Raw genomic sequence first — 23,311 nt, 5'->3', positions numbered from 1 at the left:
GGCATAACGGTGTATGACTACTCAATTTTGCCAAATCGAATTGTTTTATGTGTAGATCTTCGCAGCTTTTATGCAAGCGTGTCCTGTATCAAGATGGGCTTAGACCCACTGCATACTAAATTAGCTGTAGTAGGAGATGTTAACAGGAGTGGCTCCATTGTTTTGGCTGCAACACCACCATTAAAGGCATTAGGTGTTAAAAAAATGGCAAGGTTGTACGAAATACCACGGCGTAAAGACATTCTTGTGGTAAACCCAATCATGGGAACTTATATAAAATGCTCAAATTACATAACGAAATTAGCTCTACAATACGTTCCGATTGAGGATTTCCATCAATACAGCATCGATGAATTCTTTATGGATATTACAAATAGCATTCATCTGTTTGCGAATGAGCCCTATGAATTTGCATTAAAATTCAAACGTGAAATATATGAAAGAACAAGAATTGAATGCACGATTGGGATTGGACCTAATCCTTTAATGAGCAAAGTGGCATTAGATGTGGAAGCGAAGAAAACGAAAGATTGTATAGCATACTGGAAGTACGAAGATGTCCCTATAAAATTATGGCCGATACGACCACTTAGCAAGTTTTGGGGGATTTCGGGTAAAACAGAAGCGAAGTTAAACCGAAAAGGAATACATTCAATCGGTGACCTAGCTGTTTATCCTCTCAAATACTTAATACAAAGCTTTGGGGTTATTGGTGAAGAATTACACTTACATAGCAACGGCATTGATTTTAGCCGCATTGCAGAAAAATACATACCCGCAACAACATCTATTGGTAAAAGTCAAATACTCATGCGTGATTACACGATAGAGGAATTCCCGATCATCCTACTGGAACATATCGAGGAAGTTTGTTATCGAATGAGAAGACAAAACAAACTAGCTCAAACAATCCATTTTTCCATTGGTTACAGTAAAAATTACGCTGGTGGTTTCAGAAAAACTCACACTATGAACCGACCAACTAATTTAACAATGGATATCTATCATATTTGTACATATTTTTTACATAAGTTTTATACCGGGGAACCAATTAGATCTATCAATGTTTCTTTAACCAACTTAATCAATGAAGGTGAAGAACAAATATCTCTTTTTGACAATGTAATACAACGAGAAAAAGAAATGAAATTAACGAAGGTAATGGATGAAATACGCACTAAGTTTGGTAAGAACAGCATATTAAGAGGAATTTCTTATACAAATAGTGCTACAGCAAGATACAGAAACACATTGTTAGGAGGACACAAATCATGAACAACGCTAATATGCCAAAGGGAAGAGGAATGGTGAAATGGACGCCGTTTGCTGCAATGACAGAACAATTTGACGGTATACGTGAGATTATTAAGGAAAAAAATAAAGTAGCACGTCCACTCTTAACTTCTGAAGAAAAAGAACTTATCGAGAACATGTTATTATGCTCATTACTATCTGAAGAAGAGGTGTTGATTACATATTACGAAGATGGCTATCTGCTTACTAACTACATGACCGTGACTGATATTGATCCATTGAATTGTTCTATATTATGTACAGATGCTTTTTATAACAGGATTACTCTTAAATTTATGGATGTTGTCGATGCAAAATAAAAGCATTCAATGCAAAGTATAAATACTAAATGTGATGATTGCGCTCCCCCCTTGAAATAAATGAATTCGAAGCTAAGGATATGAAACTATATTTTAAAAATATAATAAATGAAACATAAGTCAAAAATATCTTATAACAAAAGTGACTCTTGTTTTGTTAGCTTGATAGCGATGTGACGCTACCCCTATAAGGGTAACAAGGCAAATATTAGATAAAATGATAACGAAAATAATAGATATGTCTGAATCACTTGGATGAAATCACTAGTTTCAAAAAAGCCTTCACGCAATGATGATTGCATGAAGGCTTTTGATGTTTTCTTATTTTTTTGTCTCATTGACCCATGTAATAATGTCCTGGATGACGTACTCGGGAACATTTGCAGGGATTTCGTACTCACTTGGAAGACTCAATTCCCCGTCACCCTCCGTGAAGAAATGATTCAATTTCGGGTATTCTTTGAACTGAACATTCCCGCGGTTTGAAAGTCCTTTCTGCCATTTTGTATATTCATCTTTTACTGTTACTTGATAATCGCGTGCCCCTTGCAGAATCAGTAAAGGCTCTTTTCGTGATTTTGCCTCCTCAACTGGACGCCACCTAGTAACATCATACATAAAATGAGGAGACGGAAACGGAAAATTGTAGCCAGCTGGCGGATGGTCAGGATTGAAAGTAGGATCCAGGATAAAAGCGAACTGTCTTTTTAGTTCATCGATTACTTCCTTTGGCGCCCCAAGGTATTGACTCACATCAATGGCAGTGTCAGTCAAAGGGCGTGCAGGTGGTGCGAGTAAGATACTTCCTCGAACTAGTGAGGAAGGCGCTTTGCTCAGTATACGCGGCATTGTGCCAGCTCCTTGGCTATGTCCGAGAATGAAAATATTATTTGAATCAATGCCTTCCTGCTGCGCTGCTGACTTTGCTGCATATATGGCATCATCTGTAGTATCACGGTCTAACGTAACAGGTTCTGCACTCATCTTTAATGCATGTTCTAAGGTACGTTTTTCATAGCGCAACACTGCAATTCCGTTGGATGAAAGGCCCACCGCAAGGTCTCGTAAGATTTTTGTTCCCAAATAGGTAGCATCGCGATCATGGATGCCAGCACCATGAACAAGAACAACGACGGGTACCTTTTTACCAGGCTTATGTTTCGGAACCGTTAATGTGGCTGGTAACGGATAAGTAGAATTTCCAATGACGATTTCACGTTCTTGATAGGAAGCAGGTTGGTCATAGCTAGGATGCGGAATGTAAGATTCCTGAGGCGGCCTTTCCCCAACTTCATCTACTTTCCCGCCAGGTGTGAATTTAATGAGTAGCGGTATGGTAGTTCCTTGGGTAGCTCCTGGAATTTCCACCGTCTGATGGACCAAGTTTCGTTCTTTTATTACAGGTGTTCCCATGATTTTTATCCCACTTTGTGTCCACCAATTTTGTAATGTGTTTGCTGTAAACTTGGATTGAAAAGCAGCAGACGTCAACTGGAGTGCCTCTGCATACTTACCTTGCTGGAGATATTCAAAAAATAATGATGTACGCTCCGTTAAAGAGACTAGTTTCTTTTCTGCAGATTGTTCCTCACGTGTATCTGCGTGAATAGCTGTTGTAAGCGGGAAAGATGAAATGCCTAAAGAAAAGAGTAGGGTAACGGAAAGTGCTGATTTTTGTATTTTCTTTTTTTTATTCATGTTTTACCCTCCAATATGTGAAAGATATATTTTTAAATATAAAAACTATGACAAAATTTATCCTGTTTTCCTTTTTGCCTACTTGCTAAATTCAGCAAGTAAAATATTTTTAAAAGGATCAGGATTATCAGCTGTTCAAATTGACTGCTAACGTATGATTACCTCCAAGTGTACCTCCAGCAAAAGTACTAAACCCTAGAATGCCACCTAAGTGTCCCCATTTCGAGACACCGTTTGGAAGCTTAGTTTCATAGATTCCAAGACCATATCCGCCGAGTTCAGCACTTCCTGTAGGAACTGTAGTAAGCATTTGTTTTAATTGCTGTTCCTTCAGTAATTTACCACTGAGTAAGTAAGAGAAGAATTTGTTTAAGTCGTCAGCAGTAGAAATCATATCTCCAGCCGAGCTACCTATACTTGGGTTATAATCAGTAACGTCTTTTAGCTCACTTGCTCCGTCTGGTTGGAAATATCCACGGGCATGGTTGGTGCCTGGAATAACGCTTGAATTACCAGGTAGAAATGTATTCGACAATTCAAGTGGTTCAATATCTGCTGGATAGTAATCTGTTTAGCATCATATCCGTTTCCTTGAATGACACCAGGCAACCATTTTTTCGATGGAATCGTCTAGATTAAGGCGGTTCTCTGCAGCTAATTGAAGTACAACCGTTGCGGTGAACGTCTTCGTCACGCTGGCGATACCTCCATTGCTTGTTTGACGGAATTACGATCTCGTTGAGTGCTAAATGTAATTTGACTACGTGTTTTCACAAGGCATTCCTCTCCTCTATTCATAGAGTATGGTTGCTTGTTGTTTCGTATTAACTACACAGCTATCATCTCCACCAATGACAAAAGGGCAACATGGAATTCATAATTATCTTCATAATGATTATTTTTGCCCTAACAAACGGTGAATCCCTCTTTGTTTACAAGTATGTTACCCCAGAAATTACTTCTTTTCCTTAGAACACTCTTATTACTAGTATGTTTTTCACATAAATATATCTTATCTAATTCCCCTTTCACGCTTCTTTATATTTTTATCCTACACAATAAAAATTTCTTTTTTCTTATCCATTCCTTACAAATCTCTTACATTCAAAATAGCTTCTATAATAGAGATAGCAGAAGCATCTGTGAAAATACTTTTCCAATAAATATATTAATCAAAAAGAAACACAGAAGTTTTTCACTTCTATGCTTCTTTTTTCGTCCTTTAATTATTAAAGTTTCGATTTACTCCGAACAGGGTGAATTCCGGCTCTTTTGTATTGTAATTTTTCTTCTTGCGATACAAAACAAATGACATTGTGATGCATGAAACACTCCGAACATTGTTAAAGTCACTTGTTTCTAAGCCGAAATTTATTTAACCTAAGGGGGGACTCCATATCCATCGGTTTAAGAAAAATAAAAGCCATCAAAACGAAAAAATAAGCTGACTTTTCAAAGTAACTACCTGTAGAAAAAGAAAATATTCATTTAGGGGATATATTAAAACCTTAGCTTGATAGCGATGTGGCGGTACCCCTAGCAGAGTGCTGAAAAAAGTAGAATAACAAAAAAATAACTCAAAAATAAACTTTCGTTGAATAATTTAGGTTTAGTTGAAGAAAGTTCACTGCTAATTGCAGTTCCTGGTGTATATGTCGGGAGAAGAAGAACCTCACTACTTCCTACGTTGGTGTAAATGTTTGTAAAAACGCCTTAAAAGAAATTTTATCTAAAGTTTTTTCGTAAATTTTCAATCTATATATATAGAGATTAATAGAGAAGCTTCTAATTAATTATGATTATTCACTACATTTTCTTAAATAGCATGTCAACGTATAAAAAGACACTTTAGATAGTGTCTTTTTATACGTTTTAGCCTAATGGGGGTCACCATACATGCCCCTATCTTTACTAGTTAGAAATATGCAACAATTTTACTGTTTCTGATTAGGAATATCGGCATTGCTACTTTCACCATTTATACGTTGCTTTTTCAAATCAAAATATGCGTCTAAAATATCTTTTCCAATTAATGAGTTAATACCACTTTTATCATCATTAACCCATGGGACCACTACAGAAAAAGCTACTTCTGGATTATCGTATGGAGCATATCCGACTAGTGTTATATTGTAACACTCAATACGCTCACCTTCTGCATTTCTTCCAATTTCATTATCCCCACCATATACTGTTTGGGCTGTTCCTGTCTTACCTGCTGGCTTATATGGGGCATTCTTAAAATGCCTTACACCAGTTCCATCACCTTCTTGAAATACCAATCTAAACCCCTCTTTTACTCGCTCGATATATTCTTTCTCCATATCAACTCTATTTAACACAACAGGTTCTAAAGATTGTACAACTTTACCAATGTCTTCGGCTTTTGTTGTTTGTTCTCGAATCTCTTGTACAATTTGAGGCTTCATTCGATATCCACCATTTGCAATCGTTGAAACATATTGTGCCAATTGCATTGGTGTGTACGTATCATACTGCCCAATGGAAAAATCCAGTAAAAATCCAGGCTTGGTATCTTTCTGTCTCGTTTGTCCCGTTATTTCATTTGGTAAATCAATTCCTGTTGGAACTCCTAAACCAAATTGTTTAAAATAATAACGCATTGTGTCAAATGCTGTTTGTTTAATATCTAATGAACCATTTGGTACATAATTAACCCCAGCAATTTGTAAAGCTGTATGGAACATATATACATTAGAAGATACTTGTAAAGCTCTTAAATCATTAATATTCCCAAAACCAGATACATTCCATGACTTTTTAGCTTGTGTACCTTTAAAGTTCATAGGTGCATCATAAAATGTATCTCCTGGCTTTATAGCTCCTGTTTGGTATCCAGTTAATAAGGTAGCACCTTTTACAGCTGAACCTAACTCATAAGAAGTTACGATGTTACCCAAGGCAAAGTCTTCCAGTTCTGTCCCCCCATCTTTTTCAACTAATTTTTTTCCAGCCATAGATAAAATTTGTCCCGTTTTAGGGTTCATCATAACAACAAAAGCACGATCCAATAATGGTTCCGAACCTTTAAAGTCTCTTAAATTTTTCTCAATACTTTCTTCCACCTTCTTTTGCAATTCCATATCAATTGTTAATATTAAATCATTACCACTTTTCCCTTTCAACACTGTTTCTGTTTTGATTATATCTCCAAATTTATCAGTAATATTTGTCACTTCTTCTTTTTTACCATGTAATACATCTTCATATCTTTGTTCAATATAGCTTTTTCCAACCCGATCATTACGATTGTATCCACGCACTAAATACGAATCTAAGTGTTCTTTAGGCAATCCTTCTTCCCTGCTTGTTATATTCCCTAATACAGAACGGAATAAATCACCATTTACATAATTACGCTCCCAGTCAACTGTTGCGTCCACACCTGGAAAATCTGCTAGGTTTTCGCTTATCCGTGCATACTCCTGTTCTGTCGCATCGCTTTTAATAATTTGAGGGGTCATTTGATAACCAGAACTCATCTTACTTTTAATCGCTAACACTTTTAAATCTTGCAGCGTTAATTCTGCTAATTCTTCTTCTGTAATACGATTTCGTCTTAACTCTTCAATTTTCTTGTCTAACTCTTTCCCTTCTATGCTCTTCTTTCTCAGATTTTCTTCATCTTGTTTAGTAACTTTTTCTTTGGCTTGCTCCTTATTTAATTGCATCCAAAAATCTTTTTTATCTATCTCAGTTAACTTATTTATGTCTTCGTCCGGAATTTCAAGTACATTTGCTAGATCTTTCGCTGTTTTTAGCATATCCTCAATTTTTATCCCCTTTAACCTTGTATACGTAATAGAACGAAGCGGGCGATTATCCACGACTGATTTCCCTTCTCGATCAAAAATCTTCCCACGAGGTACTGAAAGTCCTATTGTTTCATTGTTATTTTTTTTCACTTCACTTTTGTAAGTCTCTCCATCAACAATTTGTAAAATTCCTATCCGGACAATAATAGCTGAAAACAATAAAAATATACAAAGAAATAAAACGTTTAATCGGAGAGGTATATAGGGCTTTTTCTTTTCTTTTTGCTTTTTCATACATACTCCTCTTGTATCTTTAATGCGTTTCTTAAATGCAGCTTTTACATTAGCCCAAACTTATCTATTACAGATTTCACGATGTGGGAAAGCCCATATCGGACTTTATTCCGCCTTTAGGCATGGGATGAAAGTATCGTTTTTTCATAGAAAAACAGTTGTGTTTTGGTTATACTTGAACGATAGACAAGCACAAGTCTTTAAAATGATATGTGTCGTCAAGAACAAGACGCTAAAACATATGAACACGCAACGATCTGTACGGTATGGTTTATAGTACCGTAGCTCACGAACCTATACGGTCTGTCGTGAGAATGGTGATGGCACACCGCAATCTTGCACGTCAGCGATATCAGAAATAGACTTCACCTTTGATAGCAAGAATCCCACTGACGTTTGTCAGCTTGTACCTTTAGGGGTGGGAGTGTCAATATCTTTTACTATTAAATTCTTCTTGCTCAAATAAACTGCTCGATCCGATTTTTTTGCAACTTCTTGTGAATGCGTCACAACAATTACACATTTATTTTCTTGACGAGCGAGCTCCTGGAACAAATCAATAATGTCATTTGCTGTTTCTTCATCAAGGTTTCCTGTAGGCTCATCAGCAATCAGTAAATCCACATTGCAAGATAGCGCTCGAGCAATTGCTACACGTTGTTGTTGTCCACCACTTAGTTGCAAGACATTTCGTTTCGCTTCTATTTCTGTGAGTCCTACTTTCTCTAATAATTCTAATGCCCTTGCTTTTTTATTCTGTGCCTTCACACCTGTAATTTCCATTGCCGTTAGTACATTCTGAAGAGCCGTCATATAGGTAATTAAATTATAGGATTGGAAAATTACAGACACATATTGATTACGGTATTGATCCAAACCAATTTTTCGAATATCATTTCCTTTATACAGTACATACCCATTTTTAGGTATATCCAGCCCACACCCTAAGCTAAGCGTTGTGGTTTTACCAGATCCAGATGGTCCTAAAATGGTGTAGAAATGCCCTGTTTGAAAAGAAAAATCAACATTATCTAGTATCGTTACTTTCTTTCCGTTACTTTCATAATAATAATTTAAGTTTTTAAATTGTAAAATTGTCTCCATACCGGGCCTCCTTATTCATCTTTTAAAAGGATTTGTTTTGGATTTAAACGAAGAATTGATAATGCTGGAAGAATCGTTGCCAGGATAGCGATCCCTAATCCAATTCCCCCTATTTTTCCTAAATCTTCAGTTGAAATACTTACATCAATATTATCTACTCGATCTACTTCTGCAGTAGGATTACCACTAAGTAGTGCTATAGGGTCTTCTGGTCTATCTTCATTCTTTGCTATTTCACTAGATAGCAGATTATCACCGATTTTTTGAGATATTTTCTCTCCTGTTGATAAAGATAAACCAAATGCTAATATAACAATACATACTATCTCAACTAGTAATTGGCCCATTAACTTCCACCTTTTCTCGCCTATAGATAGCAAAATTCCCATTTCTTTCCTACGTTCCTTAATAGATAACATAATAATTAATCCTAAAATAGTTGCACCTGCAATGGAGGCAATAATTACAATCATTTTCGAAAAAGATGCAATATTTTCGATTGGACCAATCATTTGTTTATATACCCTATCTTGTGCATCCAATTCATAGTAATCTGGTAATCCTAATTTTTTTGCTTCCTCCTTAAATGCATCAATATCCTTAGGGTCCTTTAATGAATACGGTACATATATTTGATTAGCAGGCTCTAATAAAGAAAAAGATTGTCCTCCAAAAGATGAGGCCTCTTCTTTTGACTCATATATACCTATAATTTCTAGCTCTTTCGTGGTAAGTTCCTGATCCATTACTTCACCTATTTGCAGTTTATCACCCACTTTTAAATTGTTTTTTTCAGCTAGTCTTTTTTCAATCATAGCAACGTTTTTCCCTACTGTTTTTGGCGTAATTCCCTTTCCTTCAACTAGTTTTAATTTTTTGTCTTGAGCAGCTTCTAATAAAGAAAAATCTCTAACACCCTGTAAAGTGAAATTTAAATTATTATTTGGGCCAAATGATTGAGCTCCTCCAAGTGATTCGACATAATGGAGCTCTTTCAGCTCAGCATTAGCACTTTTTAGATAATTATAGTGAGCTAAATACTTAGAGTTCTTTAATTTATCAGCTTCTTTCACTTAGATAGCAGGTACCATTCCTGCTCCACCAGTATTTTGATCACTGTTTATATATTTATTTATATCTATTATTAAATTAACATTTGCTCCTAATTGTTGTCTGGCCGAATCGGTGGCTTTACTTGATGCACTGTTAATTGTAAATCCAGCAAACACTAAATTAATTACAACTAGAAAAATAGCAAGTAATATAAGTGCCTTTCCTTTTCTTAATTTTAAACTTAAAAATGATCGTTTGATAAAATTCATGTTTATAACCTCCTAGAGATTTAGCATAAAGTAGAAATCTGTAGGTGGTATGGAGTTAATCTGGTTCTTTTGTAAAGATTAAAAAATAGAAATAAATTGATAAATGGGTGTTTTTCCGGTTTTGATGCAAAAATATAAAATTTTATCATTTTAGCCAAGAAGACTCCTTCCTCAAGGAACGCGAAGTGAGTAGGTGGGAGATGAATTGGCCTCGGACAAGGGATGGCAGGAAGCCATCTTAATTGTTCGACATACATAAAATGTTACTTCACTACCATCGCTGACAAAAAATGAATACAAAGTATAAATTAAAATTAATATTCCATAGAGAGTCTCACTTTACCTATAAGTTGGCCGCAGTTGGAAGCATAAGTTGGCCAGAAAACACTTATTTTTGTAGGTGATTATCTAATTATTCAACGGAATTGGAAGCATAAATTGGCCGTGAGTTAATTATTAACCCATAAGCTTGCCGTGTGTTTTATTCATGTAGCTTTGGAATAATGTTTGGTCAAATTGATACGAATAACCTTAATAAACGAGCAAGTGGAACTGACACTTCCGTTAGTTAATAGGTCACTGTGCTCTCTTGATATGCTTTCTTTACCCGTTCAATTTGAGCGAGGTGTCCTTGTATATGTTGAAGATCTTTCAAATTAAAATAACCTAAATCTCGGATACATAAATATTTTTTAATAAAGTTGTTCTTTGGCAGGTTTATCCAAATATATATAGAAATGTGAAAAAGCAAATATTAATATGACCAAAGGAAATGAAGAAATTGTTTAAAAAAAGCGGTATCGGAGTATTGTCTACAGCAATTGTATTAAGTGCCAGTATAGGTTTTTCAGGTATTGTATCAGCAGATAGTTCATCTGCAAATGAACAAGTTAGGAATGGAGACTTTGAGGATGGGCTAAATAACTGGATTTTATCTAATCCTAATTATTCTACCGAGAATATCGGCACTTCTGAACCAGGCAATCATTATCTCAAATTAATACATGCAGACACAGCCTATCAGCTTGTTACTGTAAAGCCGAATACAGAATATACATTAACATTTGATATAGCGGGAAGTATAGTTTCTCCATCAGAAGTAACAGTAGGTAATCTGAATGCCAATCAAGAAATCGTTCCATTAACAAAGAAGCAGTATACAGGATTTAGACCGGAACATCATGAGATGAAGTTTAAAACAGGGGAAGATGTGTCAAACTTTGCTGTCAAACTTGCTTCTACAGCAAATGGGAGGGCTAAGTTTGATAATGTACAATTAAAGGAAAAGGAGAAATCTTATATTTTTAATATTGATTTTGACCACAATTCAAGTTTAGAACCTTTTAAACCATCATATGGCTCTTTAAATTACAATATTGAAGAGCATGCAGGAGTAAATAATTCTAAAGGACTTCATTTTAGTTCAGGAATCGGTCATCTTAAGGGAGACGTAACTTTGAAGCCTAATACTACATACATCATGTCCGCATCTGGAAAAGTATCGGGTCCTGAAAAAACCTTATTTGTAGGAGCACAATCTCCTGGGGGAAAAGACACACTTTATATGAAGTTTACTTCCACACAGTATGAACAAAAATCGGTTGAATTTACTACTCTAAATACTAATAATCCATATTCATTCTTCTTACAAATTAATGGATATGTAATCGGTGATGCCTATCTTGATGATATCGTACTAGTTGAAAAGTAGCCATAATTAAAAATATATTTCTATCATTGACACATGAAAACAATTCTAGAAATGAGTCGCCATATGCCTATCAACTTAAGGGTTTTATAACGCCCCAAAACGAAAAAAATGTACATTTTTTTCGTTTTGGGGTATTTGCTATTCTTAGATTGATGATGATGTGATGCTATCCCTAAAAGTCGCGACTTTATTTAAAGGCGACATTAAAAATATTCTTTAAATCCTGGAAGCATAAGTTGGCCGTAAACTAAAAGAAGCATAAGTTGACCAAAACGGCCATCTTATACTTCTTTTAACAGAGAGGCACGCCACATGCCCATCAAGCTAAAAAAAATTAATACCTCTAAAACAAAAAAACACCATCCTTTCGAAAGAATGGTGTTTTTTCAGTAGGTACTTTCCTAAACTTTTGACACGAATGATAATGTAAAATGGTTATTTCCTATATTCCTCCATCCTCTTATAGTAATCAATTTTTTCTTCAATTTTCATCAGATTATCCTTCAACTCTTTAATTTCTTTAAGGACTTTGTTTTGATGTATTTCTAACAATTCTCGTCTAGCACTTATTGTAGGTTCACCTTGACTTCGTAAATCAGAAAAAAGTTTCATGTCTGTGACTGACATTCCTGTTACTCTTAAACGGATTAAGAAATTGATCCAAGAAATATCGGCTTCCGAATATTGACGATAACCATTGATATCTCGGCTCACCTCATTAAGTAATCCAATTTTTTCGTAGTAACGCAAAGTGTGCACAGTAAGTCCTGTTATTTTTGAAATTTGCTTAATAGTAAATATATTTTCCATAAAATTCATTATAACACAAAGAAAAGGGGTTGCTTTAGAGTGCACTCGAGGGTGTAACGTTTAATCAAGAGTTACTTTTTAATCAATTGATACTACGCAACATAGACATACTAAATGATTAAAAAATTAAAATTTATAAATTCTTAGGAGGCAAATGCAATGAATAATGAACGTTATCAGCGTGGCTGGCAAAAACTAATGGAAGTAGATGGAGAAGGTGGGCAACTTGTTATAGATTCACTAAAAGATATTGCTCCTGATCTCGGTAAATATGTTGTTGAATTCGCCTTTGGTGATATCTATCCTCGAGAAGGACTAGATATCAAACAACGTCAATTGGTTACAATCGCATCATTAACTACACAGGGTGGCTGTGAACCACAACTTAATGTCCATATTAATGCGGCACTTAATGTTGGTCTCTCAACAGATGAGATAGTCGAAGCAATTATGCACTGCATCCCTTACACTGGCTTTCCACGAGTCCTTAATGCAATCTTTGTGGCAAAACGAATTTTTGAAGAACGTAAGCTGAACTTAGTATAAGATACTATTAATAAATAAGCTCAGTCGAATCAATTACCTTATTTTTTTATAATAGGAAAGGATGGTGCTTTTTTATGAATTTTTCACTTTTAGATGAATTTAACCTCTTTTCCAAAGAACTACAACACTGTTTATCTCCTCTAGCTCTTCAAGAAGTTGCGAAAGAGGTTGGGTTTGTGAAACGGACCAGTAAATATCGTGCTCAAGAATTAATAACTCTGTGTGTATGGCTAAGTCAAAAAGTCGCGAGTACTTCATTAACACAATTATGTAGTAATTTAGAGTCTTCGACAGGGGTTTTGATGACCCCTGAGGGGCTCAATCAACGATTTAATCCTTCAGCTGTCAAGCTCCTTCAACATATATTCTCTTCCTTGCTTATCCAAAAGCTATTTGCTTCTCAGCGCTTTCTTCATCGCTATACTAATCAGTTTCAACGTATATGAATCTTGGATTCCACGAACTTTCAACTTCCAGATATATTCGCTTTAGCTTATCAAGGATCTGGAGGAGGTAGCCATACAGCTGGCGTAAAGATTCAATTAGAATACGATCTTCTAAGTGGACAATTCCTACATATTCATTTAGGGACCGGTAAACAAAATAATCGAACCTATGGTTCCACTTGTTTACAAACGGTAAAACCAAATCATTTATGTATACGTGATTTAGGTTACTTCGACCTGAAAGATCTCCATCAAATGGATGCGATAGGAGCCTTCTATATTTCCTCAAGGTAAATAGACTCAATAAGTCATATAACTATAGTTCGATAACGAGAACCTAACCGTTGCTTTCTACTCAACTATCTTACCCTATCAAAAGCAAAGCTCCAAGACTACCTTCAAAGAGTTCTAGCATTCGCTCTCTCAGCCAATGGAACGATTCTCTGTTTATTAGAATTCCCTTTTACTCCTTCTTTTCAACGCCATTATGTATTCAATTCATATAAAAAACCCCAATATTTGATTTCTAAAAATCAAATATTGGGGTTTTTTGTTTATTTTAAAATATGGGTTTGTAAGGTATTTTTGATCAAACGTTATTTTAAAAATAAAACCAACGATTTCTTCATATTACTTATTATCCATTATCGGCTGAACCCTCTCCTGTATTCTCATCATTACTTGGTTGCTTTGGCGTTCCATGGCCATCCCCATTGTTTGGCGGCGTTGTATTTCCTTCGCCATTACCATTGTTTGGTGGTGTTGTATTTCCTTGACCACTACCATTGTTTGGTGGCGTTGTATTTCCTTGACCACTACCATTGTTTGGCGGTGTTGTATTTCCTTGACCACTACCATTGTTTGGCGGTGTTGTATTTCCTTGACCACTACCATTGTTTGGCGGTGTTGTATTTCCTTGACCACTACCATTGTTTGGTAGCTTTGTATTTCCTTCTTCACTACCACTGTTTGGCTCATTTTGCTCTTCTGGTTTCTTTAATTCCTCTTGTTTCTTTTGCTTTTCTTTTTGCTTATTTTGATTATTATTACTATGCTGTTCAGTCGTATTTGGTATTTTCGTATTTGGAGAAGAATCACGCTTCTCACCTTTAATACGTAATTCGCTACCTTCTTGAACTACACTGTTCGGCATTTTAAATTGTGACTTATCTGTAGCGAAATTGCTCATCATTTCTTTAAATATCAATTGAGCAATTTTCGTATTTTTACTACTAATATAATCGTCTTTACTATCTTTTGTATATCCAGTCCATACTGCCATCGTATATTGTGGTGTATAACCAGCAAACCAACTATCACGAGTTGCACTTTCTGGTAGATTATATTGTGCTATTTGTTCTAAAGAATAGTTTGTAGTCCCTGTTTTACCCGCTACATCCAAAGAACCTATATTAGCTGCTGTACCCAATCCAGATGAAACAAAAGTACGAAGCATATCAGTAATCATATATGCTGTAGAATCCTTCATAACTCGTTTTGGCTTTTGCTCAAAGCTTTTTGATTTACCATCTGGATAAACGACTTTCTTAACAAAATGCGGCTTCGTATAATTACCATCATTACCAAATGCCGCATAAGCACCTGCAATTTCAGTCGGTGACGCTTCATTTGTACCAATCGCTGTTGATTCCGTCGGTGCTACATTAAATTTAATACCTAGCTTTTCAGAGAAAGCTTTTGATTTATTAATTCCTACTTCTTTTGCAGTTTTAATAGCCGGGATATTTCGTGAGGTTTTCAATGCATCTCGCATTGTAATTGGTCCTAAATGCTTTCTATCTGCATTTCTAACTTCTTGTCCTGTTGAATACTTAAATGGAGAGTCATCAATTTGATGGTAAGTAGCCCATTTTAAATATTCAATTGCAGGAGCGTAATCAAAAATTGGTTTCATCGTTGAACCTGCTGAGCGATTTAATTCGATAGCTATATTATGTCCTTTAAATACAGCTTTGTTTTCACCACGTCCGCTACCAATTGCACGAACTTCTCCTGTTTTCGTATCCATAAATGTGAAAGCCCCTTGGAATTTCTCATTTGGATAATTAATAATATTTTTATTTAAAAGCTTGTCCGCAAAATCCTGTGCCTTTGGGTCTAATGTTGTATAAATTTCTAAACCGTCAGATCCAATATTAGCATCTGGCAACTCTTTTTCAACTTCTTTCACAACCGCATCCATAAACGCAGGATATGGCATTTCTTGTTGTTCAGTTGCTGTCTTAAGCCCTTCTGTTACTGGAACTTTTGATGCTTCTTCCATTTCTTTTTTTGTAATATAACCATGTCGATTCATTAATTCAAGTACAACATTTCTTCTTTCTGTTGCCTTTTGAATATTTTGTTCTTTCGTTGGATCATAGTTATTAGGCGCTTTCATTAAACCCGCAAGCATCGCAACTTCTGGTAGTGTTAAATCTTTTAATTCCTTACCATAGTAATTTTGTACTGCTGTTGCGATTCCGTATGAACGGTTGCCTAAGTAAACTTTATTTAAATACATTTCTAAAATTTCATGTTTTGAATACTGTTGTTCTAGCTTATACGCTAAATATATTTCTTGCGCCTTTCGCTTTGACGTTTTTTCCATCGATAAGAAGTAATTTTTAATAACTTGCTGCGTAATCGTACTTCCACCTTGAGAGCCGTAATCCCCTTTTAGGCTGACTAAAACTGCACGTGCAGTGCCTTTAAAGTCTACGCCTCTATGCTCATAAAAACGTGCATCTTCTGCCGCTAAAAATGCATTTTCTACTAATTTAGGAATTTGATCATACTTAATATTTGTTCGTTTTTCTTTCCCATACTCATATATCAATTTCCCATCTTTATCATATATTTTTGAGGATAACGGATTAACAAGTTTAGTTTTCTCAAGTTTTGGCGCATCCTTGATCATAACGAAAAAAGTAGCAACACCTGCGACTAACCCTACAATACCAAGTAATAAACAACTAATTAAAAACTTACGAAAAAATGATGTTTTACCTTTTGGTTTTTGTTTTTTAGCAGCTGGCTGTTTTTTCTTTTTAACTTGTCGTCGCTCCTCTCGAGAACGATAATTTTCTGACATGCTACTTTCTCCTACCTTTCAATTCTCCTGTTGATTTACTTAAATTTATTGAAGTCACCTTCAGAAATATACTTATATTTAAACAGTTTACTAATCGTAAGTAGTAAATATTTCCCAATTCATAGGTTATAAAACTTAGATTAATTTTTGAACAAACTATTTTCATCTCTATCCTTTATAATAATACTGCCCCTAAAAGCAAGAGAATAGTGAACTGTTCCTTATCTCTTTGTACTATATCTTATACTTGTAATGGTGAGTTCTTAGATTTGCATGTTTTGTTTTTTTACTTTTACTTTTTCTTTTACTCCCACCTAAAATGGTTTACCTGTAAAAAGTTTTACACTTGCAAGACTTAAACTTAGTATTCCAACACACACCTATTTTTAACATCCTTGTACTTTTCAAGATAATCAGTCCTTTCGTATTTTGCAGTACTTAAAATAGATGTCAAACCAGATTCAATGTATCAAGCTTTGGCACTAAGTTTTTAAGATCACATCTAATAGACAATTTAAGTAATAAATTTGTTCCACTTTAAGATGAGGAACAAATTTGGGTTTGTATAGTAACGGAACCGAAATGGTAATAAGGGTACAGCAACGAAAATGGAATTTCATAGAAAATCCATTCTTAGCTTGATCGGCATGTAGTACCATCAGCGTTTTGGAACATTACCTCGCTAAGCAAAAAATCTCACTTTTCATCTTTTTTCAGATAAGAAGTGAGATTTTTCGTTTTGTTGTATTTATTTTGCTTAACTTGATGGTGACCAGTTTTTACCCATATAGACGTGATTTTTTACTTTTCTGTAATATTTACAAAATTAACGGCTCCCCTGTCCTCAGTGCCTAAAGCCGTATTCACTTTATCTATTTCCTTACTTAATTCTGGTGCTTTCCCTTGATTGACTAAATTAAGATTCCCAATAGATTTATTAAAAGATAGAATCTGTCTAGTTTTTTCTTTCCCATTTATTTCTTTAAATAATGTATCATCTACAATTAATAGGATTTCGTTGGATCCACCACGATATGGAGATAGCCATACATCCCCTTTGTATTGAACATTCATTTTTTTCTTATCGAATGTTAGTTCTTTCAAGTCTTTATATTCTTTATTTGCAAATATGATAGTTTCATCTTTTTCTATTTTTGGTAACGAGTCAAGAGGGTCTGAAGATAGGAGACCCTCGTTATTATCCCTTTCACGTATAAGTCCCTTTTTATTCATTTTTTCAGCAGTTGTTCTACTAATAAATAGTAAATTACTAGTAGCAGTATCCATAGAATCCACAAAATTAGTCGGTAGCTTTATGTCGAGCTTGTTATTATCTATAGTCCCTTCTTTTAATTGATATAGGTCTTGTGAGCTTGTTATATCTTTGTATGAGTCAATTATAGAGCTTCTTGTTTGTTCGTTTATCGCTCCTACTTCTATTGAAATTCCATTTGCCGGGGAATTTTTTGCACCCAATAATGAACATGCTCCTAACATGGTAATCGAAATACTAGCTACTATTAATAATCCAATTCTTTTTTTCAACCTATATTCTCCTTCTTTTAATTATATTTGAATTAAAAAATCATTTTATACATTTTTTTCAAGTATTGGGAACGAACAAAGTAAAAGTATATAATTTGCATAACTAAGAAACAAATCAATACCATAGTTGAACTACCCAAGACTGAAAAAGCGGCTAAATTTTGTAAGGCCATAAAAGCAACCGCACTATGTGTAATAGCAACTATAATTGGTAAAAAGAATAACAATGCCAGTTGTCGTGATACAATTTTCTTTAATTCTGGTTTACTTAAACCAACTTTTGCTATCATTTTATATTGCTGCTGATTTCGTTCTAAGTCTGTGTATAATCGGAAATATAAAAAGCTTGCCGCAAACGTAAAGAAAACAATACCTATTAATACACTCATGATAGATACAAGTCCAAAACTTTGCTTCATATCTATCCATGTGAAAATTAAAGTCGAAAATTGATATGATTCGTTGTATACCCTAGGATCATTTATATCTTTATTCCCTTTCTGTAAGGAAGCCAAGATTTTTTCAGCAACTTTTTTTGTTTTCTCCCAATCTTTCACAACAAAACCATTGATAGTGAATTGACCGTAGTGACTCTCTGGATCCACAATCATTTGATTATATACAGTATCCGGAATAATAATTGTCGTTGTGTTTGTATCTTGTAGTTCTTTTGGCGTTAGTATTTTATTTACATGCATAGCTTTTTTTATATTTCCATGCAACAATTGAAAGTTATTTTGATTAGATTTTGTATTAGTAACTTTTCTTGATGGTATGACAAAACTATCATTTTCATCTTTTAAGCTTTCTTTTTCAAAACCAAATGCCTCAGCTAACTTATTATAATCACTTATTTTTATAACACTTAATAAAACATTACTGTTATAAATGGTATCCCTAATTTGTTTTATTGAATAAGCTACTTGTTTGAATTTAAACCCACCATTATTGAGTTCGCTTTCTATTTTTTTTAGATGCACTTTTTCTAAAGGATTATTATTATAAGACTTATAAGAAAATGCAAAGGGACTATTTGATTCAGCCATGGATGAGTTACCTAATCCCATACAAGTTCCCACTGCAGTGAAGGCAACAGCAGAAATAATAGTTACCATAAAAAACATTTTTGCATTATCTTTTAATTGATACACTAAATCTGAGAGGGTTAATATGTTTGTTTTTTTAAAGAAAATATTTTCTCTCTTCTTTAATGCACGTAACACATACACACTAAGCTGTGTAAATAAGAAGTATGTACCAAGTACAACAAAGCTCACCCCTGTCGCCATCATGAATAATACATATTTCACATCCTTGTAATGAATTGCGTTAACACTATGGAAAACAGCTGTATATCCTAATCCAATACAAATTAGTGCGAACAAAGATAGCCACAGAGATGCTTTTGGTTCAGGCTTTGGCTTTTCTTCTGCTTTTATTAATTCTACTAATTGCTCTACATTTACTAGTCGAGAAGTGAAAAGTGAAATAAATAAAAATAGTAATAAGAACGCTCCAAATGTTATCCCAATTGCTTTAAATGGCATGTAAAATGGGAGTCCTTTATCAATCATTAACAGATTGTTGCTCATAATTAAGATAAACTTAGAGAACGCCATTCCAATTGTAATTCCTGTTAAAATAGAAGCGATACCAATTATTATATTTTCAATAAATACTAATTTATTCAACTGTGAACGCGACATCCCATGTAGCATTAGAATTCCAAAATCTTTTTTTCTTGTTTTTAAAAATGCACTTACAGAATATAGGATAAAGAAGAATGAGAAGAAAAATATTAACCCCTGCGATATCTGTAATCCTGACTTTGCAAATGTATTGATTGTTATACTGGCAGCAAGATCACCTTGTAAATTAGGATGAAATGCAAGTAATGCATAAGTAAAGAAAATCATAATAGCAAACGTACTACTTAAAAAATGAGCCAAATATGTTCGTTTACTTCGAATGACGTTATTAAATGCGAACTGTCGAAAAGTCATTTGCATTTCCTCCTAATAATGCTAAAACCTCTAGAATTTTTTGATAGAATACTTTGCGATTATCTCCACAATAAATCTCATTGTATAACTGTCCATCTTTGATAAACACAATTCGATCACAATAACTTGCAGCCATTGCATCATGTGTCACTAACATCATCGTTGTGCTATTTTCTTTATTAAGCTTTGTCAATAATTCCATCACATCACTAGCAGATTTTGAATCCAGATTTCCTGTAGGCTCATCCGCAAGTAATAATTTCGGATTATGAATAGTAGCTCGTGCGATTGCTGTTCTTTGTGCCTGCCCACCAGAAATTTCATACGTACGTTTATCTAATATTTCAGTTATCCCTAATTTTTCAGCAATAGCTTCCACTTTCCCTTCCATTTCTGTAGGGCTTACACCATCAAGCGTAAGTGGAAGAACAATATTTTCTTTCACTGTCAGTGTATTAAGGAGATTAAATGATTGAAAAACAAACCCTAATTCACGTCTTCGAAATAAAGACAACTGATCTGGAGATAACAGATATGGATTTTCTCCATGAATTAATACTTCTCCTGATGTTGGAGCATCTATAGTAGAAACCATATTTAATAGCGTTGTTTTACCACTCCCAGATGGTCCCATAATTCCTACAAATTCACCTTTGTTTATTTTTAAATCAATATGGGATAATGCTGTATAAGAAATTTTCCCAGGATAAACCTTCCCTAAATCTGAAACATGTAGTATCTCCACAAGTATTTCACCTTCCATTTCTCTTTTCGATACATGAAGTGTAACCTATATTTAGTATGTCCCCTATCGATTTCCCTAACATTTATCTAACAAGTTTGTAAGATTCAAAAGAAAAAACCGATGAATAATCTTTCTTTCATCGGTTAACGAGAGGCATACGGGAATACGATTCTAACTTTCGTTCCCTTACCTACCTCAGATTCTAGCTCAATCTTATGATTTAATTTTTCACATACTTCTTTAACAAGATATAATCCCATTCCTGTAGACTCTTTGAATTTCCTACCATTTTCTCCAGTATAAAATAGATTAAAAACACGTAGTAAATCAGCAGTAGGAATACCCACTCCATAATCTCTTACTTCCAAAATAATTGCTCGTCCTTTTGAATACGCCGATACTATTACTTTCCCTTTCTTACTTGATGAATATTTAATTGCATTTGACAGTACTTGATTGAGTATAAATCGAAACCATTTCTTGTCTGTTTCTACAATAAGACTCGGGTCTACTTTTACTTCTGGATACACATAACTACGTATAAACAGACGTTTATTTTCATGAATAACAGAATCAAGCATTCCCAATAATTGCAATTGTTCTACATGAAAATCCTGTTCAAATGTTTCTAAACGAGCAACATATAAGACCATTTCTAATCCTTTTTTGATTCTTTCCGTTTCTTCATTAATACTGTCAAATTGAGAGTCATCTGCATCTTGTGTAATTAACTCAATAACAGAAAGAGGTGTTTTCATTTGATGAACCCATTGATTCATAAAAGTCATTTGTTCTTGTTGTTTTCGTTCCCATTTTTTTAATTGGTTTTGATAATATTGATATTGAGTTTGTAGTAATGTTTCTAAGGCCATTGATAACGGAGTCGAATCACTATCTTTTATTGATTCATTTAACGTTTCCATTGGTGTTGATAGACGCTTGTAGAATGAACGATGACTATAATAACGATATATTAAATAACCCATTAATAAAAAAACACCTAAAAATACAGAATATAATGCTGTCAAAACATGTGGATAACCATCAAACCAATATATAAAAAGGATGATAAGCAATTGGGCAAATGTATAACAAATGAGTGGAATATGTTCTTTTAAAAATAATTTCATTATTCCTTTCCTTCCCTCTCCCAAGTAGCATGCAAACGATATCCAGCACCACGAACTGTCTCCAGTGCGTTTTCAATACCTAAATCTTGCAATTTCCTTCTAATTCTTCCTATATTTACACTCAATGTATTCTCGTCTATATATGAACTATCCCATAGTTGTTCTAAAATCACTTCACGTTTTACAAGGAGTGGAGACTTTGTTATCAATATTTCCAATAAAGTTGTTTCTTTTCTAGTAAGTATAATTGTCTTATCTTCTAGTTGAAGTTCCATTCTTTCTGGGAACAGGAATAATCCTGATTGCTCAACTATTCGTTCTTTTACTTTAGGAGCATATTCACCGTATGCTCTCCTGAGTTGACTACGGATTTTAGACATTACAACTTCATAATAAAAAGGTTTCGTAATGTAGTCATCACCACCATTTTCTAAAGCCATAACTTGATCCATTTCTCCACTCCTTGCAGATAAAAATACAATTGGACAAGTAGAAATAGCTCGTATTTGGCGACACCAATAATAACCGTCAAAATTAGGTAAATTTACATCTAATATCACTAAATCTGGTTTTATCTCTTGAAATATTTCTAAGATATTTTCAAAATCCTCTATAATAACACTTTGGTATCCATATTTTTTTATATGAGTTCCCAGTAATTCAGCGATTTTCATATCATCTTCTACAATCATGATTGTATTCATTTCGTAATCTCCTTTAATTTAAGTGTAATTTTTAAAGTTCGTTTAGTGTTTTATATTTTATTTATTTAAAAAAGATGATATCTTATATCCCCCCTAAAATGCAATAAGTATCCATTAAAGTGTATATTTATTGTTTCTAAATTAATAAACGTAATAGAGATGGTATCCATCTTTTTTTCTTTACTTAAAATAGTATGTTGATTCTCCAATTGGATGAATAGGATATAATTGAAAAAGCACCCTGTTTACAGGGCGCTTCATTAAATACAATATCCATTTTACATATTAACTAAAAACCTTATAAATTTTATACCCATTAGGGCTATCTAAAAGGGGTAATACCATGATTCCTTTTTTTGAGCCACTGACAACTGATAAGCCAAGAAGATCAAAATGAATCGGAACAAATACATATTAACCTTGGTATATTTTTAACATTCTAAATGTGCATAGCCAACCATAATTAGTGATTGAGTATGCACATTTAATTTTTTGCCTATCTTTTTTATGAATACATTTTTGTACATATACGTTTTAAATAGTGATGTCTAATAATGAGGAAGTAAATCATTTGCATACAAATAAAGATTACTAATACAACAATTGAGCTTTGAATAACAGACATTTCCTTGCTTACTGTTTGTCCTAATTGATGAAACGTTAGAAATGCAAAACTGCTGTGAACCATAGCCACTACAATTGGTAAGAAAAATAGTAATACCGTACTATAAAGTAAAGGATTTCCGTATAGATTTTACTTAAAATTCATT

General features: G+C 34.1%; 14 protein-coding genes and 4 pseudogenes. 5 read left to right on the top strand and 13 right to left on the bottom strand.

Going from position 1 to position 23,311, the window contains the following annotated elements:
* Positions 1–9 precede the first annotated feature (9 nt).
* Both AC1DKZ_RS23340 and AC1DKZ_RS23335 read left to right on the top strand, forming a co-directional pair.
* Positions 10–1,275: a Y-family DNA polymerase gene (locus AC1DKZ_RS23340; protein WP_476997144.1), complete on the top strand. Its 1,266-nt coding sequence runs from the start codon at positions 10–12 to the stop codon at positions 1,273–1,275.
* Positions 1,272–1,613 carry a YolD-like family protein gene (locus AC1DKZ_RS23335; protein WP_476997143.1) on the top strand — a complete coding sequence of 114 codons (342 nt, stop codon included), beginning with the start codon at positions 1,272–1,274 and terminating at the stop codon, positions 1,611–1,613. The genes AC1DKZ_RS23340 and AC1DKZ_RS23335 overlap by 4 nt, the downstream gene beginning before the upstream one ends.
* Positions 1,614–1,934: 321 nt before the next feature.
* Here the strand turns inward: AC1DKZ_RS23335 and AC1DKZ_RS23330 are convergent, their stop codons facing one another.
* The 5 genes and pseudogenes from AC1DKZ_RS23330 to AC1DKZ_RS23310 form a co-directional block, all read right to left on the bottom strand.
* A complete protein-coding gene (locus AC1DKZ_RS23330; RefSeq protein WP_476997142.1) occupies positions 1,935–3,311 on the bottom strand; it encodes an alpha/beta hydrolase family protein in 1,377 nt (458 codons plus the stop codon).
* Positions 3,312–3,389: 78 nt separating this feature from the next.
* Positions 3,390–4,014 (bottom strand): annotated as a pseudogene (locus AC1DKZ_RS23325) (serine hydrolase domain-containing protein); the annotation flags it as partial.
* 1,231 nt (positions 4,015–5,245) lie between these two features.
* Positions 5,246–7,381 carry a peptidoglycan D,D-transpeptidase FtsI family protein gene (locus AC1DKZ_RS23320; protein ID WP_476997141.1) on the bottom strand — a complete coding sequence of 712 codons (2,136 nt, stop codon included), beginning with the start codon at positions 7,379–7,381 and terminating at the stop codon, positions 5,246–5,248.
* A gap of 399 nt (positions 7,382–7,780) precedes the next feature.
* The gene (locus AC1DKZ_RS23315) at positions 7,781–8,485 is read right to left on the bottom strand and encodes an ABC transporter ATP-binding protein (protein WP_476997140.1); all 705 of its coding nucleotides are present in this window, start codon (positions 8,483–8,485) and stop codon (positions 7,781–7,783) included.
* An 11-nt stretch (positions 8,486–8,496) separates the two neighbouring features.
* Positions 8,497–9,807, bottom strand: a pseudogene (locus AC1DKZ_RS23310) (ABC transporter permease).
* A gap of 781 nt (positions 9,808–10,588) precedes the next feature.
* Here AC1DKZ_RS23310 and AC1DKZ_RS23305 point away from each other — a divergent pair.
* Positions 10,589–11,518, top strand: a complete 930-nt coding sequence (locus AC1DKZ_RS23305) for a carbohydrate binding domain-containing protein (RefSeq protein ID WP_476997139.1) — start codon at positions 10,589–10,591, stop codon at positions 11,516–11,518.
* Positions 11,519–11,953: 435 nt separating this feature from the next.
* Here the strand turns inward: AC1DKZ_RS23305 and AC1DKZ_RS23300 are convergent, their stop codons facing one another.
* Positions 11,954–12,328: a MerR family transcriptional regulator gene (locus AC1DKZ_RS23300; protein ID WP_377867547.1), complete on the bottom strand. Its 375-nt coding sequence runs from the start codon at positions 12,326–12,328 to the stop codon at positions 11,954–11,956.
* Positions 12,329–12,487: 159 nt separating this feature from the next.
* Here AC1DKZ_RS23300 and AC1DKZ_RS23295 point away from each other — a divergent pair, with 159 nt between their 5' ends.
* The gene (locus AC1DKZ_RS23295; RefSeq protein WP_476997138.1) at positions 12,488–12,874 is read left to right on the top strand and encodes a carboxymuconolactone decarboxylase family protein; all 387 of its coding nucleotides are present in this window, start codon (positions 12,488–12,490) and stop codon (positions 12,872–12,874) included.
* Between the two features lie 74 nt (positions 12,875–12,948).
* A pseudogene (locus AC1DKZ_RS23290) lies at positions 12,949–13,605 on the top strand (IS4 family transposase); the annotation flags it as partial.
* A 352-nt stretch (positions 13,606–13,957) separates the two neighbouring features.
* On the opposite strand, the gene AC1DKZ_RS23285 reads toward AC1DKZ_RS23290, so the two are convergent.
* From AC1DKZ_RS23285 to AC1DKZ_RS23255, 7 genes and pseudogenes are all read right to left on the bottom strand, one after another.
* Positions 13,958–16,414 carry a PBP1A family penicillin-binding protein gene (locus AC1DKZ_RS23285; protein WP_476997137.1) on the bottom strand — a complete coding sequence of 819 codons (2,457 nt, stop codon included), beginning with the start codon at positions 16,412–16,414 and terminating at the stop codon, positions 13,958–13,960.
* Positions 16,415–17,215: 801 nt separating this feature from the next.
* Positions 17,216–17,959, bottom strand: a complete 744-nt coding sequence (locus AC1DKZ_RS23280) for a lipoprotein BA_5634 family protein (protein ID WP_476997136.1) — start codon at positions 17,957–17,959, stop codon at positions 17,216–17,218.
* Positions 17,960–17,991: 32 nt separating this feature from the next.
* The gene (locus tag AC1DKZ_RS23275) at positions 17,992–19,962 is read right to left on the bottom strand and encodes an FtsX-like permease family protein (RefSeq protein ID WP_476997135.1); all 1,971 of its coding nucleotides are present in this window, start codon (positions 19,960–19,962) and stop codon (positions 17,992–17,994) included.
* Positions 19,937–20,707, bottom strand: coding sequence for an ABC transporter ATP-binding protein (locus tag AC1DKZ_RS23270; RefSeq protein WP_002137457.1), 771 nt, complete (start codon positions 20,705–20,707; stop codon positions 19,937–19,939). The genes AC1DKZ_RS23275 and AC1DKZ_RS23270 overlap by 26 nt, the downstream gene beginning before the upstream one ends.
* 143 nt (positions 20,708–20,850) lie before the next feature.
* Positions 20,851–21,837, bottom strand: a complete 987-nt coding sequence (locus AC1DKZ_RS23265; RefSeq protein WP_476997134.1) for a sensor histidine kinase — start codon at positions 21,835–21,837, stop codon at positions 20,851–20,853.
* Positions 21,837–22,541 carry a response regulator transcription factor gene (locus AC1DKZ_RS23260; protein ID WP_002137462.1) on the bottom strand — a complete coding sequence of 235 codons (705 nt, stop codon included), beginning with the start codon at positions 22,539–22,541 and terminating at the stop codon, positions 21,837–21,839. The genes AC1DKZ_RS23265 and AC1DKZ_RS23260 overlap by 1 nt, the downstream gene beginning before the upstream one ends.
* 505 nt (positions 22,542–23,046) lie before the next feature.
* Positions 23,047–23,262, bottom strand: a pseudogene (locus tag AC1DKZ_RS23255) (ABC transporter permease); the annotation flags it as partial.
* Positions 23,263–23,311: the final 49 nt, after the last annotated feature.

The organism is Bacillus sp. 05T21, from assembly GCF_056396785.1.
Note: the sequence above shows the minus strand (reverse complement) of the source record. Positions and strands in the feature narration are given on the sequence as shown.

Excerpts from the sequence above, each read along its gene's own strand:
- AC1DKZ_RS23260 (WP_002137462.1), bottom strand. The coding sequence starts at position 22,541 with ATGAATACAATCATGATTGTAGAAGATGATATGAAAATCGCTGAATTA.
- AC1DKZ_RS23295 (WP_476997138.1), top strand. The coding sequence starts at position 12,488 with ATGAATAATGAACGTTATCAGCGTGGCTGGCAAAAACTAATGGAAGTA.
- AC1DKZ_RS23275 (WP_476997135.1), bottom strand. The coding sequence starts at position 19,962 with ATGACTTTTCGACAGTTCGCATTTAATAACGTCATTCGAAGTAAACGA.
- AC1DKZ_RS23300 (WP_377867547.1), bottom strand. The coding sequence starts at position 12,328 with ATGGAAAATATATTTACTATTAAGCAAATTTCAAAAATAACAGGACTT.
- AC1DKZ_RS23265 (WP_476997134.1), bottom strand. The coding sequence starts at position 21,837 with ATGAAATTATTTTTAAAAGAACATATTCCACTCATTTGTTATACATTT.
- AC1DKZ_RS23285 (WP_476997137.1), bottom strand. The coding sequence starts at position 16,414 with ATGTCAGAAAATTATCGTTCTCGAGAGGAGCGACGACAAGTTAAAAAG.
- AC1DKZ_RS23335 (WP_476997143.1), top strand. The coding sequence starts at position 1,272 with ATGAACAACGCTAATATGCCAAAGGGAAGAGGAATGGTGAAATGGACG.
- AC1DKZ_RS23315 (WP_476997140.1), bottom strand. The coding sequence starts at position 8,485 with ATGGAGACAATTTTACAATTTAAAAACTTAAATTATTATTATGAAAGT.
- AC1DKZ_RS23330 (WP_476997142.1), bottom strand. The coding sequence starts at position 3,311 with ATGAATAAAAAAAAGAAAATACAAAAATCAGCACTTTCCGTTACCCTA.
- AC1DKZ_RS23320 (WP_476997141.1), bottom strand. The coding sequence starts at position 7,381 with ATGAAAAAGCAAAAAGAAAAGAAAAAGCCCTATATACCTCTCCGATTA.